The organism is Actinoplanes sp. NPDC089786 (assembly GCF_040684855.1).
In the GTDB taxonomy this organism is placed as follows: domain Bacteria; phylum Actinomycetota; class Actinomycetes; order Mycobacteriales; family Micromonosporaceae; genus Actinoplanes.
In genome coordinates, this window is sequence record NZ_JBFBGU010000008.1 from 135,671 (window position 1) to 148,797 (window position 13,127).

A 13,127-nucleotide genomic window follows, 5' to 3' on the forward strand; every position below is an offset into this window, starting at 1 on the left:
ACGGTGCGGCAAGAGGAGGAATTGTGAACCCAGGGAACATGGGATCTCGGAGTGCGCGGAAAAGGGCAGGGCGGATCGTCGGCGCTTCCCTGACCATTCTCGGGACGGTCGCCGCGAGCAGTGCCATCATCGGGGGCCCGGCGTACGCGGAACCTTCGACCGCCACGGCCAGGATCTCCGACGCCGGCACGAACAGCTCGTTGGACGCTCTGGCGAAGTTGTTCGCCGGCGCCGTCACGGACAAGGGCTTCCGTCAGACGATCCAGGATTCCGTCGCCGAGCGGTTCGACGGCGACAACGATGTCCTGTGGAAGAGTCTCAAGGCGAAACCGGGTGCGCAGGGCGCAATCACGAAGGTCGCTTCTCAGGCGAAGGGCATCTCGACTCTGTCGGCCCAGAACACCGTCGCGGCTCTCGCCAACGGGATTCCGCGCTTCCAGGTCGCCGTGCCCGCGAATTTCGACACCTGGAATGCCGCGGACTACACCCCGCTGGTCGCCTGGATGCCCGAGGGCGTCGACGACACGACACTCGCGACCGTCACCGCCTACGACGCCGCGGGCAAGGCCCACCAGCTGGATGCTCAGGTGGCGCCGAAGCAGCCCGTCATCGTCCTGGGGGTCAACGAACGAACCGACGATGCCGGCAATGTGCTCCAGACCCGGCAATCAGACGTGACGTCGGCCGACGAGTCGGTTTCCGCCGCAGCGGCCAGTTACAAGGTCACCATGAATGAGGTCGTTCTGCTCGACGACAAGGAGCCGTGGGCCAAGGGAGACGCGGAGATCGCTGTGCGGGTCAAGAGCAGGGGCTGCAGCGGTACGGGGTTCGTGGAATACAACTGGGAGGGGTTGAACAACGCCGGCGACGAATGGACCGGAGTGGAGAACCTGGGCAGTTCCAAGTGTGACGTGGTCTTCTCCTGGTGGGAGGACGACGGCAGCAGTTTCGACTTCGAGTTGGCCTTCGGTGAGTACAAACTCGGAATCGGCATGGACGACGATGATGACCGCATCGGCGACGTTCAGATCAAGCACAGCTTGTTTGAAGGCTCTTCCCAGAACAGAACCAATTGGGGCGCTCTTCGGCAGTGGACCTCCTGAGGGTGCCGATCAGGTGACCCGTGTGGAGATGCGCGGGCCGACCGCTCGCGTATCTCCCGTCCCCCCGGAGCATGTGAGATCAGCCCGGCACGTCGGCCGACCAGATGCAGACCTGGTCGTCGACGCAGGCGGCGACCGCGAACCGGCCGTCCACCTCGGTCACGGCCAGGCCGGACACCTCGCCGGTGTAGAACTCGCGCAGGTGAGGGTCGGTGATCTCGTGGCCGGTGGCCGGGTCCCAGGCGATCACCTTCGAGTCGCCGGCCGAGAACGCCAGGGTGCGGCCGGACCGGGCGGTGACCAGCACCACCGCGTGGTTCCAGCCGTACCCGGGGTGCGTCAGCGTGGCCAGCAGGTCGCCGGTGGTCAGGTCGCGGACGTTCAGGTCGGCCCGTTCCTCGGGCCGGCACCATTCGTCGGGCTGGTTCTTCCGGGCGTCGATGCCGTGCACCACGACCGGGCGGCCGTTCACGGTTCCGGCGGTGCCGACGCCGCCGCCGTCCGGGATCAGCATCGGCTCGCGCAGTTCGGCGCCGGTCGTGGCGTCCCAGAGGGTCCCGACCGCGAGGTCGTCCCAGTGCTTCTCGTCGTCCCGGAGCTCGCCGATGACCAGGGCGATCAGGCGGTCGCCGGGGGAGGACAACGAGATGCTCGTCACCTCGCGCCGCACGTCGAAGTCGGCCCGCGGGGCGCCGGTCGACGCGTCCCAGACCCGGAGTCGCTGGTCGGCGCCCGCGGCGGCGACGAGGTTCCCGGCGGCGGCGAGCGCGACGACCGGCTCGGGCCGCGGCGCCCCGATCCGTTCGCCGGTGGCCGGGTCCCAGCGCTCGACGAGGCCGTCCTCCCCGGCGCTGACCAGGATGTCGCCGGCGAACACGAGGGCGCGGACCGGCTTGGGGTGTGCCTCGATGGACCGCAGGAAATCGGACGTGCCGGCCTCCCACAGCCGGATCGTGCCGTCCTCCCCGCCGGAGGCGAAGACCGGCCGGCCGGCGCAGGCGCCGGCGGCGATCGCCCGGACGTCGCCGGCGTGACCGTGCTCGGCCTGAGCCGCGTTCCAGGGATGTTCATCCACAGGCGTGTCCACGCCGCGCACGCTAGCCGGGGCGTTCAAGGTCTCGGTAGGCGGGACGCAGCAGGTCGGTCAGCGGGATGTGACGCACCTTGACCTTCGGCGCGTCCAGGGCCCGCAGCAGCAACTCGGGCGGCGCGGTCACCCGGGCCGGCCGCTCGCGCAGGCGGCTCAGCGAGATTCCGGGGGAGTAGTAGTCGCCCAGCCGGTCGCCGAGCGCCGTCTCGTCGACGGCCAGGGGGTCGATCACCTCGGCCGGTTCGGGTGTCGCGCGCAGGGCGTCCAGCAGCTCGTCGCGGCTGCGGCCGCGCCAGGCCAGCACCAGGAACGGGTCGTCGTCGAACGCCTCGGCCAGCACGTACAGCATGGCCGAGGCGTGTTTGCAGGGGACGCTCCAGTCCGGGCAGCTGCACACCATGCCGACCTGGGCGGGGAACAGCGGCAGCTCGGCCGCGTCGAAGACCTCCACGATCTCGTGCGGCATCGTGCCGGCCAGCAGCGCGGCCCGGAACAGGGCCTGGCCGGCGAGGTCGGAGGTCAGTCTCGTCCACTGTGGCGGGTCGAAGGCGTCGATGGTCAGCGTGACGAGATAGGGCTCTGGTCGTGAGCCCTGCACCCGGCCGACCACCCGGCCCGGCGTGAGCGAGAAGTCGATGACCTGGCCCTTGCGGGCGTAGCTGCGGCCGCGGGCCAGCCGGCCGGGCGGGCAGATCTCCTCGAGGATGTCGACGAACCGCCGTGACCACCACTGCGAGCCGATGTTGCCGCGCTGGGCCCGCACCGCGATGCCGCCGTCGACCTTGATCGGCGGCCCGCCCTCGAAGAACCGTCCGTCGGGGTCGACCGGCATGTCAGCTCACCGCCGCCGGGTCGAGCGCGAACAGGTCGCGCAGCTGGTCGGTGTTCAGCTCGGAGATCCAGTCTTCGCCGGTGCCGACCACCGACGCGGCGAGCGCCTTCTTCCGCTCGATCATCGCGTCGATCTTCTCCTCGAGCGTTCCGGTGCAGATGAACTTGCGGACCTGTACGTTGCGCCGCTGGCCGATGCGGAACGCCCGGTCGGTGGCCTGGTTCTCGACGGCCGGGTTCCACCAGCGGTCGTAGTGGATCACGTGGTTGGCCGCGGTCAGGTTGAGGCCGGTGCCGGCCGCCTTGAGCGACAGCAGGAACAGCATCGGCTCGTCGTCGGTCTGGAAGCGCTCGACCAGGTCGTCGCGCCGGGCCTTGGTCAGGCCGCCGTGCAGCCAGAGCACCGGCCGGTCGAGGTGGGCGGCCAGGTAGGGCTGGAGCATCGACCCGAACTCGGAGTACTGCGTGAAGATCAGCGCCTTGTCGCCGTCGGAGATGATCTCTTCGGTCAGCTCCTCGAGCCGGGCCAGCTTGCCCGACCGCCCGGGCAGCCGCGAGCCGTCCTTGAGCAGGTGGGCCGGGTGGTTGCAGACCTGCTTGAGCTTGGTCATCGCGGCGATCACGTTGCCCCGGCGCTGGATGCCCTCGGAGCCCTCGATGGCGTCCATCATGTCTTCCACCACGGCCTGGTAGAGGGTCGCCTGCTCGGCGGTGAGCGTGCACCAGGTCTTCATCTCGTCCTTCTCCGGCAGGTCCGAGATGATCGACTTGTCGGTCTTGAGGCGGCGCAGCACGAACGGGCCGGTCGCCCGCTTGAGCGCGGCGGTGGCGTCGGCGTCCTGCCGGATCTCGATCGGCTCCTGGAAGCGGCGGCGGAACCGCTTGGCCGGCCCGAGCAGCCCCGGGTTGACGAACTCCATGATCGACCAGAGCTCGGCCAGGTGGTTCTCGACCGGCGTGCCGGTCAGGGCCAGCCGGGTACGGGCCGGGATCGCACGGACGGCCTGCGCCTGCCGGGTCCCGGCGTTCTTGATCGCCTGAGCCTCGTCGCAGGCCACCCGCCCCCACGTCACCTCGCGCAGGGCCGTCAGGTCACGTAGCGCGGTCCCGTACGTGGTGATCACGAGGTCGGCCGACGCGACCGCGTCCAGGAACGAGGAGTCCCGCTGCCGGGCGCCGCCGTGATGCACGTACACGCGCAGGCTCGGGGCGAACCGCGCCGCCTCTTTCTGCCAGTTGCTGACCAGCGACATCGGGCAGATCAGCAGGGTCGGCGCGGCCTTCGTGTCGCCCGCCCGCTCGGCCAGCAGCAGCGACAGCGTCTGTGCGGTCTTGCCCAGGCCCATGTCGTCGGCCAGCACCCCGCCCAGACCCAGCCTGGACAAGAAGTGCAACCACGACAAACCCCTTTCCTGGTACGGCCGGAGCACGCCCTGGAACGCCGCCGGGGTGGCCACCGGCGCCAGGCGTTCGGCCGCGCCACCGAGCAGGTCGCCGAGCATCCCGTCGGCGTCGACCTCGACCAGCGGCAGGTCTTCGTCGCCGCCGTCGACCACGGTCTGCAGCACCTCGGCCGCGGTGAGCTCGCCTTCGCGCCGCTTGTCGACCGCCCGCAGCGCCGCCTTGAGCTGCCGGTCGTCCAGCTCGACCCACTGACCGCGGATGCGGACCAGCGGCACCTTGAGCCGGGCCAGCTCGGCCAGTTCCTCGGCGGTCACCGTGCCGTCGCCGATCACCAGGTCGATCCGGAACCCGACCAGCTCGTCCAGCCCGAACCCGGAGTCGGCGACCGCCCGGGACGATTCCTTCTTCCGCGTACGCGTGGTCAGCTTGAGCCCGACCGCCTTGCGCCCGGCCCACTTGGGCAGCTGCACCCCGAAGCCGGCCGCCTGCAACAACGGCGCCGCCTGGCGCAGGAACTCGTGGGCCTCGCCGGTCGCCAGCGTCATCGCCGCCGGTTCCGGATCGCGGAGCGCGACGTGGAGCAGGGGGAAGAGCCGCACCGCCCGGCCGAGACCGGCCAGCAGCGTCTCGTCCGGCCGGGCGGGCAGCCCCGGCATCCGGGCGCCGTCCCACAGCGCTGCCGCGGGCAGGTAGAGGCTGGGGTCGTCGGCCGACTGGAGCGCGAACTCCAGGCCCCAGTCGTCCTCGCCGGGCGGCGGCTCGCTCAGCCGGAAGCTGACCCGGATCGGCCCGTTGGCCTCGTGGGCCGCGGCCAGCCAGCCGTCCAGGGCCCGGCGCAGGTCGGCCACCTCGGCCGGGGGTGCGCCGGGCAGGGCCGGGTCGTCGGCGGTCAGCGCGAGCACCCAGCGGTCGGGCAGCGGCGCCTTGGGCCCCGGCCGGTGGCCGAGCAGCAGCCGCTCGGGCAGCAGCGCCCGGGCCGCCGCGTCGACCAGGGTGGCCAGCGCGTCCCGCAGGGTCGCGCCCTCGCCGGCGTCGTGGGCGGCCCGGCAGACCGGCGGCATCGCGGCCGCGAAGTCGCGGTAGGCGGCGGCGTCGGCCCCGGTCAGCACCGGACGCCAGCGCGCGGCCGATTCACCCGCCTCGGTGACCAGTTGGGGCAGCATGCGGCCCCGGCGGGCCAGGTCGCAGGCGTGCCCGGCCAGCACGCAGAGGTAGCGCAGCGAGGCCGCCGAGCTCCACGGGCCGCTCGGGTCGGGCGAGGCCAGCGCGCCGAGGGCGGCCATCGCCGCCTCGCCGGGCAGCAGCAGCGCCGGCGTCTCCCACTGGGTCAGCCGCAGCCCGCGGCCGGGCGTCTCGCTGCCCGCCTCGGGCGACGGCAGCGGACCCTTGGTCGTGCCGGGAAGCCGCAGCGTGAGCGTGCTCTCGACCGCTGTGGCCAGCTCGTCGCCGAGGTCGTCGAGCGCGGCCAGCAGCCGGCCGGCCGGCACCGCGAACGGGTGGGCCGGCCTTTTCGCGCGCGACGCCGCGGTCAGCGGGAGCTCGGGGTCTTCGGCCCAGAGCGCGAGCTGACCCATGCCGCCCGGAACGGGCAGCCACGAACCGTGAACGACAAGCACGCCGACGACCCTAACCAAGGGCACCGACAAAACCGCGCCGCCGTGACACGCGCCGCTGACGACCCCCCGAAACGGCACGTACGCTTGGCGTCGTGACTGCCTTGACCGAGATCGACAGCATCCTGCAGCGTGGCGCCGACGGCGGCCGGATCAGCGCCGAGGAGGCGCTGCTGCTCTACACGGATGCGCCGTTGCACGCGCTCGGCGAGGCGGCCGACGCGGTCCGGCGGCGTCGATACCCCGACGGCATCGTCACCTATCTGATCGACCGCAACATCAACTACACCAACGTGTGCGTCACCGCCTGCAAGTTCTGCGCCTTCTACCGCGCGCCGAAACACGGTGAGGGCTGGTCCCACCCGATGGCGGAGATCCTGCGCCGGTGCGGCGAGGCGGCCGACCTCGGCGCCACCCAGGTGATGCTCCAGGGCGGTCACCACCCCGACTACGGGGTGGACTACTACGAGCAGCTCTTCTCCACCGTCAAGCAGGCGTACCCGCAGCTCGTGATCCACTCGATCGGGCCCAGCGAGATCCTGCACATGGCCAAGGTGAGCGACGTCTCGATCGAGGAGGCGGTGGTCCGCATCAAGGCCGCCGGGCTCGACTCGATCGCCGGCGCGGGCGCCGAGATGTTGCCGGACCGGCCGCGCAAGGCCATCGCCCCGCTCAAGGAGAGCGGCGCCCGCTGGCTCGAGGTGATGGCGGTCGCCCACCGCAACGGCCTGAGCTCGACGGCCACGATGATGATGGGCACGGGCGAGACGAACGCCGAGCGCATCGAGCACATCCGGATGATCCGTGAGGTCCAGGACCTCGCCGTGGCCAACGGCTACGCCGACACCCCGGTCGAGGCGGCGGACGGTCCCGGCGGCTTCCGGGCGTTCATCCCGTGGACCTACCAGCCCGAGAACAACCACCTCAAGGGCCGCACCCAGGCCACGACGCTGGAATACCTGCGGTTCATCGCGGTGTCCCGGCTGTTCTTCGACAACGTGGCCCACCTGCAGGCGTCCTGGCTGACCACCGGCAAGGACGTCGGCCAGCTGTCGCTGCACATGGGCGTCGACGACCTGGGCTCGATCATGCTGGAGGAGAACGTGATCTCCTCGGCCGGCGCCCGGCACCGCTCGAACCTGCACGAGCTGATCTGGATGATCCGCACGGCGGGCCGCATCCCGGCCTGGCGCGACACCCTCTACAACCACCTGGCCGTGCACCACACCGAGGCCGACGACCCGACCGACGACCGGGTGGTCTCCCACTTCTCGTCGATCGCGATCCCCGGTGGCGGCGCCGGCCGCACCCAGCTACCGCTGGTCGAGGCCTCCTGACCGAGCGTGAGCCGGTTGCGTATGGACGGTACGCGACCGTCGCGACGCTTGTAATGGCGGTATCACGCTCCGTCGAGATCCGCTCATCCTTTCGGCCGAGTGACGCCCCTGGCTTAAAGGTCCCTTAACCGCTCCGAGAAACGGGCATTTGCGGATCAGGGCCGCGCATGACCTGTGTGTCCCCTGTGGACGGGATAGCGGAAGGTGAAGATCCGTCGATAACCTTCGGGCCTCTTATTCCTAGGTCTCACGGGGAGCCCCCTCTCATGACGATCCGCCACCTGGCGCGCGTCTCCGCCACCGGAATGCTCGCGGCCGGCGCTCTCGCCCTGGCCGCCACTCCGGCGTTGGCCGCTGACGTCGACTTCGGTATCAACCTCAAGGGCACCACCATCGCCCTGGGCGCCACCGAGAAGCCGGCCACGATCAGCTTCTCGAACAACGGCACCAGCAAGCCCAAGCAGGTCGGCGTGCTCTTCGACGCCCGCCAGCTGAACGACAAGGTCGCTCTCGACCTGGGCTCGTGCACGGTGGAGAACGGCATCGCCGACTGTGAGATCGGCGAGGAGTTCATCCCGGGGCCCGGCGAGACCGCCGACCTGGACGTTCCGCTGAAGGTGGCCGACCCGGCCGCCCGCGGCAGCGCCGGCAAGCTGAAGGTCACGGTCGTCGTCGAGGGTGACACGGTCAAGGCCAACGACAGCAAGACCGTCGAGGTCGTGCTGTCCGAGAAGGCCGGTGTCGACCTGCGCGTCGTCGCCTCGGACGTGACGTCCGCCGACAGCAACGGCGTGCCGACCGGCAAGGCGCTGGCGCCGGGCGAGCACAGCTTCGCCTGGGGCTACATCGCCAACCACGGTGACGCGGCCGCCACCAACCTCAAGGTCTCCGTCAAGCTGCCGAAGGATCTCACCTTCGCGGCCAAGGAAGAGGACTGCGAGTACAACGCGGCGATGACCGCCGCGACCTGCGTCGGCAAGGGCCTGGTCCTCGTGCCGTTCGGTCAGGAGAACGACACGGCGATCTCGGCGTTCAGCTCCTACTTCGAGGTTGTCGTCTCGTCGAAGGCCAAGGGCCCGGCCAAGCTGACCGGCGGCACCTGGACCGTCGTGGCCGAGACCCTGCCGGCCTCGGTCGCCAAGCGTCGCGCCGCGGCGCCGGCCCTGCCCAAGTTCGCCAAGGCCGTCACCAAGGCCGAGATCGCCAAGTTCGACGTGGACGCCACGGACAACAGCGACGGCTTCGTGGCCATCCTCGGCGGTGTCGCGGGTGGCGAGGGTGGCGGCGAGTCCGACGACCCGTCGCTGCCGCTGACCGGTCCGGTCGCCGCGGGTGCCGCCGGCGCCGGTGCCCTGGCCCTGGGTGTGGGCGCGTTCCTCTTCATCTCGGCCCGTCGTCGCCGGATCACCTTCGCCGCGCCGACCGACAACAAGTAAGGCGCCACCACCACCGCAGAACTGAAGATCGCCGACCGGCCCGGCACCCCACCAAGGGGGTGTCGGGCCGTTGGCTATGGGGGGGAATCTTGATCATGCGTCGTCTGCTCACCGGCGCCGTCGCGCTGTTCCTCGCGGCGAGCGCGGTCACCCTGACCGCGTCGCCGGCCAGCGCGGGCCCGGAGGACGAGCTCAGGGTGGCCATCGAACTCTCCAGCGGCAAGGTCGTGGCCGGGGGCAGCAAGCAGGTGACGTTCACGATCACCAACATCAGCGACGACGATCTCTGGAACCCGGTCCTGGAGTTCGAGGAGAACTCCTGGGACCACGACCGGATCACCATCGCCATCGACCGCGAGGTCTGTGACGCCGGCGGGTGGATCGGTGACGGGTGCGCGCTCACGCCGAACCCGTTGCTGCCGGGCCGGAGCGCGACATTCACGACCACCATCACGGGCGGGGCCGTGCCCGGACCGGCCGGCAACCTCCGCGTCCTGTTCGTCTACCGGGTGGGCTGGGACCCGCAGGACTTCGCCACGTTCCCGCTCTCCGTCGAGAGCGGGCCCGGCCCGGACCTGTACGCCCAGGCCGCGGACGTGCCGGCCGACGGCGCGCTCGAGCCGGGGCAGACGGCCCCGCTGGAGGCCGCCTTCGCCAACCGGGGCAACGTGCCGGCCACCGACGTCAAGGTGACCGCGACCCTGCCGGCCGGCGCTCGCTTCCGGCCCGGGAAGCCGCCCGTCGAAGGCTGTGAGACGACCGCCCGGACGGTCACCTGCGACTTCGGCGACGCGGTGCTGCCGGCGGAGAGCGACCTGATCCCGCTCTCCTTCCCGGTGCGGCTCGACGACAACGCCAAGCGGGGCGTGAACCTCAAGGGCGGCAAGGTGACGATCACCGGCCGGGCGGCGACCCCGGCCGAGGTCAAGGCCGCGCCGAGGTCCTTCCCCACGCCGCTGGCCGACATCGACCTGGCCGACAACGACGACACCTTCGTGATCGTGGTCGCGCCGGGTGACGACGAGAGCCCGGGCGGCGGTGACGGTGACGACGACCCGGTCCTGCCGATCACCGGACCGGGGCCGGCCGTGGGCGCCGGGGCGCTGCTGCTGGCCCTCGGAGCATTCTTGATCTTGCTGGGGCGCCGCCGTGAGGGGGTCGGGTAGGCCGTACAGCGGATCCGATCATCCGTTCAGACAGGTGCGGTTAGGCGGGTCGGTGAGGGGCTGATTGCTCCTTCGTAACGCTCGCCGTGTCTTCCTGTACCGGGGTGTTTCCGCTGGATATCGTGCTTCTCGTAACACTGGGCAATGCACCGACGCCGCCGGTTGCCATCAACGATGGCGGCGCCTCTGGACCCGACCGATGGCGGTCGTATATATAACGCAACACGGTGACGGGCGGGATGGGTGACCATCCCGCCCGTTTCCCTGTCCGGGGCCTGGCAGAGTGGACGCGTGACGCGTGCAGATCTGGACAAGCAGCCGCATGAGGTCGCCGAGATGTTCGACGGCGTGGCCCGGCGGTACGACCTGACCAACACGGTCCTGTCGTTCGGTCAGGACCGCGGCTGGCGACGGTCGACCCGGGCCGCGCTGGCGTTGCGGCCGGGCGAACGGGTGCTCGACGTTGGCGCGGGCACCGGGATCTCCACCGAGGAGCTGACCCGCTCGGGGGCCTACGCGGTGGGCGCCGACCTCTCCACCGGCATGCTGGCGGCGGGCCGGCACAGCGGGCGCACCGTTCCGCTGGTGGCCGGCGACGCGCTGCGCCTGCCCTTCCCGGACGGCGTCTTCGACGCGGTGACCATCTCGTTCGCCCTGCGCAACGTGGTCGACACCGGCGCCGCGCTGCGTGAGCTGGGCCGGGTCACGCGCAAGGGCGGCCGCCTGGTGGTCTGCGAGTTCAGCCACCCGGTCAACCGGCCGTTCCACACGGTCTACTTCAACTACGTGATGCGGTCGTTGCCGCGGGTCGCGCGTCAGGTGAGCAGCAACCCGGAGGCGTACGTCTATCTGGCCGAGTCGATCCGCGCCTGGCCGGACCAGACGGGTCTGGCCGAACGCATCGCGCAGGCCGGAGCCTGGACCCGGGTCGGCTGGCGCAACCTGACCGGCGGCGTGGTGGCGCTGCACCGGGCCACGAGAGACTAGTGAAAACCCGCCAAACCCCCAACAAATCGTAAAACCGTGCTTAACGTACGAAAGTATGCGCACACTCGGGGAACTTGAGGACACCGACATCGATGTGGCCATCGATGATCAGGAAGAGGGCGAACGGCGCGCGCTGGAACTGGCCAACCGCATCCGGCTGGTCGCGGCCGACGATCCGGGGCTGGCCCAGGATCTGGTGGATCAGCTGATCGTCGCGCTCGATCGGGCGATGGGCGGTACGTTTCGGAAACACCTGGACGGAGCCGCCCGGCTGGTCGCAGACCGGGCACTCGACCGCGGCTCACCGGCGTGACTGGGGGTTAGGGTTCCCTAACCCCGAAGCGCCTCGATGGCCGTCTTAGACTCCGGGTGGGCTGGCTTGTGAACTGTTTCACGAGCAAGCGCGAAACGGAGGTGAGGCCGTGCACGAGCAGCTGACAGCGATCGTCGACGAGGCCGATGTGATCATCGTCGGCGCCGGGCCGGGCGGTTCCGCGGCCGCCTATCACATGGCACGACACGGACTACGTGTCCTCCTGCTGGAGAAGACCGAGTTCCCGCGCGAGAAGGTCTGCGGCGACGGCCTGACCCCGCGCGCCACCCGGCAGCTGATCCGGATGGGCGTCGACACCTCGGAGAAGGCCGGCTGGCTGCAGAACCGGGGCCTGCGGGTGATCGGCGGCGGCGTCCGGCTCGAGCTCGACTGGCCCGAGCTGGCCAGCTTCCCCAGCTACGGCCTGGTCCGCACCCGGCTCGACTTCGACGACATGCTGGCCAAGCGCGCGGTCGAGGCCGGCGCCGTGCTGCACACCCGGGTCAACGTGACCGGGCCGGTGCTCGACGACGACGGCCACGCCATCGGCGTCCTGGCCAAGCGTGGCGCCGAGAAGGAACCGGTTCAGTTTCGCGCGCCGTTGATCGTCGCGGCGGACGGTGTGTCCGGCAAGCTGCCGCTGGCGATGGGCCTGGCCAAGCGGGACGACCGGCCGATCGGGGTGGCGGTCCGCCGCTACTACCAGTCGCCGGTCCGGGCCGACGACGACTACCTGGAGTCCTGGTTGGAACTGCGCAGCGCGCAGGACCGCGACCGGCTGCTGCCCGGGTACGGCTGGATCTTCGGCCTCGGCGACGGCCGGGTCAACGCCGGCCTGGGCATCCTCAACTCGTCCAGCGCCTTCGGCCGCACCAACTACCGGGCGATGCTGACCGACTGGCTGGCCACCACGCCGCCGGAGTGGGGCCTGACCGACGAGGCGAACGCGGACGGTCAGATCCTCGGCGCAGCGCTGCCGATGGGCTTCAACCGGGTTCCGCATTACACCCGCGGCATGATGCTGGTCGGCGACTCGGGCGGCATGGTCAACCCGATGAACGGCGAGGGCATCGCCTACGCGATGGAGTCCGGCGAGCTGGCGGCCGAGGTCGCGGTGCAGGCGCTGGCCCGACCGGCCGGTCCGGACCGCGAGCGCGCGCTGCGGGCGTACCCGGCGGAGTTGAAGATCCGCTTCGGCGGGTACTACCGCCTGGGCGGGGTCTTCGTGAAGCTGATCGGCAATCCACAGATCATGCGGGTCGCGACCAAGCACGGCATGCCACATCCGACGCTCATGCGATTCGTTCTGAAACTGCTGGCGAACCTGACGGATCCGCGGGGCGGGGACGCCATGGACCGGGTCATCAACGGTCTGACCAAGGTGGCTCCGGCGGTATGAAGACGCAGGACACCCCGGTCGAGGCCGGAGGATCCCGGATCAATAGTGTGAGCTGGACGACACCCGAGCAGGAGAGAGCATGACGGTCAACCCGTACGTCCCGATCGTCGGGCTGCTGACCCTGGGCGCGTTGTTCGCGTTGTTCTCCGTGTCCATCGCCCCGATCGTCGGACCGAAACGCTACAACCGCGCCAAGCTGGACGCCTACGAGTGCGGCATCGAGCCCGCGCCGCAGCCGATCGGCGGCGGCCGCTTCCCGGTCAAGTTCTACCTGACCGCGATGCTCTTCATCATCTTCGACATCGAGACCATCTTCCTGTACCCGTGGGCCGTCTCCTTCGGGGCGCTGGGCCTGTTCGGATTCATCGAGATGGTTCTTTTCATCATCACCGTCTTCATCGCCTACACGTATGTGTGGCGGCGTGGCGGCCTCAACTGGGACTGATCA

At 70.3% G+C, this 13,127-nt stretch carries 11 protein-coding genes; 8 read left to right on the top strand and 3 right to left on the bottom strand.

The genetic code is table 11. The annotated features are described in order from the left end of the window. Positions 1–23: 23 nt before the first annotated feature. Positions 24–1,103: a DUF3103 family protein gene (locus tag AB0O15_RS24070; RefSeq protein ID WP_364322370.1), complete on the top strand. Its 1,080-nt coding sequence runs from the start codon at positions 24–26 to the stop codon at positions 1,101–1,103. 79 nt (positions 1,104–1,182) lie between these two features. On the opposite strand, the gene AB0O15_RS24075 is transcribed toward AB0O15_RS24070, so the two are convergent. The 3 genes from AB0O15_RS24075 to AB0O15_RS24085 are packed head-to-tail and all read right to left on the bottom strand — an operon-like array spanning position 1,183 to position 6,044. After that, positions 1,183–2,190, bottom strand: coding sequence for a WD40 repeat domain-containing protein (locus tag AB0O15_RS24075; protein WP_364322372.1), 1,008 nt, complete (start codon positions 2,188–2,190; stop codon positions 1,183–1,185). A 10-nt stretch (positions 2,191–2,200) separates the two neighbouring features. After that, the gene (locus tag AB0O15_RS24080) at positions 2,201–3,025 is read right to left on the bottom strand and encodes a hypothetical protein (RefSeq protein WP_364322374.1); all 825 of its coding nucleotides are present in this window, start codon (positions 3,023–3,025) and stop codon (positions 2,201–2,203) included. 1 nt (position 3,026) lies between these two features. Next, on the bottom strand, positions 3,027–6,044 hold the full coding sequence (locus tag AB0O15_RS24085) for a DEAD/DEAH box helicase (protein ID WP_364322376.1): 3,018 nt from the start codon (positions 6,042–6,044) through the stop codon (positions 3,027–3,029). 92 nt (positions 6,045–6,136) lie between these two features. Between AB0O15_RS24085 and mqnC the strand changes: the two genes are divergently transcribed. The 7 genes from mqnC to AB0O15_RS24120 all read left to right on the top strand — a co-directional run bounded on the left by mqnC (position 6,137) and on the right by AB0O15_RS24120 (position 13,124). Continuing rightward, on the top strand, positions 6,137–7,378 hold the full coding sequence (gene mqnC / locus AB0O15_RS24090) for a cyclic dehypoxanthinyl futalosine synthase (protein ID WP_364322378.1): 1,242 nt from the start codon (positions 6,137–6,139) through the stop codon (positions 7,376–7,378). A gap of 266 nt (positions 7,379–7,644) precedes the next feature. After that, positions 7,645–8,814 carry a hypothetical protein gene (locus AB0O15_RS24095; RefSeq protein ID WP_364322380.1) on the top strand — a complete coding sequence of 390 codons (1,170 nt, stop codon included), beginning with the start codon at positions 7,645–7,647 and terminating at the stop codon, positions 8,812–8,814. 95 nt (positions 8,815–8,909) lie between these two features. After that, the gene (locus AB0O15_RS24100; RefSeq protein ID WP_364322382.1) at positions 8,910–9,980 is read left to right on the top strand and encodes a hypothetical protein; all 1,071 of its coding nucleotides are present in this window, start codon (positions 8,910–8,912) and stop codon (positions 9,978–9,980) included. 291 nt (positions 9,981–10,271) lie between these two features. Continuing rightward, entirely contained in the window at positions 10,272–10,967 is a 696-nt protein-coding gene (locus AB0O15_RS24105) for a demethylmenaquinone methyltransferase (RefSeq protein ID WP_364322384.1), read from the top strand. A 55-nt stretch (positions 10,968–11,022) separates the two neighbouring features. Then, entirely contained in the window at positions 11,023–11,280 is a 258-nt protein-coding gene (locus AB0O15_RS24110; RefSeq protein ID WP_364322386.1) for a hypothetical protein, read from the top strand. 121 nt (positions 11,281–11,401) lie between these two features. After that, positions 11,402–12,679, top strand: coding sequence for a geranylgeranyl reductase family protein (locus AB0O15_RS24115; protein WP_364322652.1), 1,278 nt, complete (start codon positions 11,402–11,404; stop codon positions 12,677–12,679). Positions 12,680–12,758: 79 nt separating this feature from the next. Then, positions 12,759–13,124 carry an NADH-quinone oxidoreductase subunit A gene (locus AB0O15_RS24120; protein ID WP_364322388.1) on the top strand — a complete coding sequence of 122 codons (366 nt, stop codon included), beginning with the start codon at positions 12,759–12,761 and terminating at the stop codon, positions 13,122–13,124. The last annotated feature ends 3 nt before the right edge of the window (positions 13,125–13,127 follow it).

Excerpts from the sequence above, each read along its gene's own strand:
- AB0O15_RS24100 (WP_364322382.1), top strand. The coding sequence starts at position 8,910 with ATGCGTCGTCTGCTCACCGGCGCCGTCGCGCTGTTCCTCGCGGCGAGC.
- AB0O15_RS24095 (WP_364322380.1), top strand. The coding sequence starts at position 7,645 with ATGACGATCCGCCACCTGGCGCGCGTCTCCGCCACCGGAATGCTCGCG.
- AB0O15_RS24120 (WP_364322388.1), top strand. The coding sequence starts at position 12,759 with ATGACGGTCAACCCGTACGTCCCGATCGTCGGGCTGCTGACCCTGGGC.
- AB0O15_RS24110 (WP_364322386.1), top strand. The coding sequence starts at position 11,023 with ATGCGCACACTCGGGGAACTTGAGGACACCGACATCGATGTGGCCATC.
- AB0O15_RS24080 (WP_364322374.1), bottom strand. The coding sequence starts at position 3,025 with ATGCCGGTCGACCCCGACGGACGGTTCTTCGAGGGCGGGCCGCCGATC.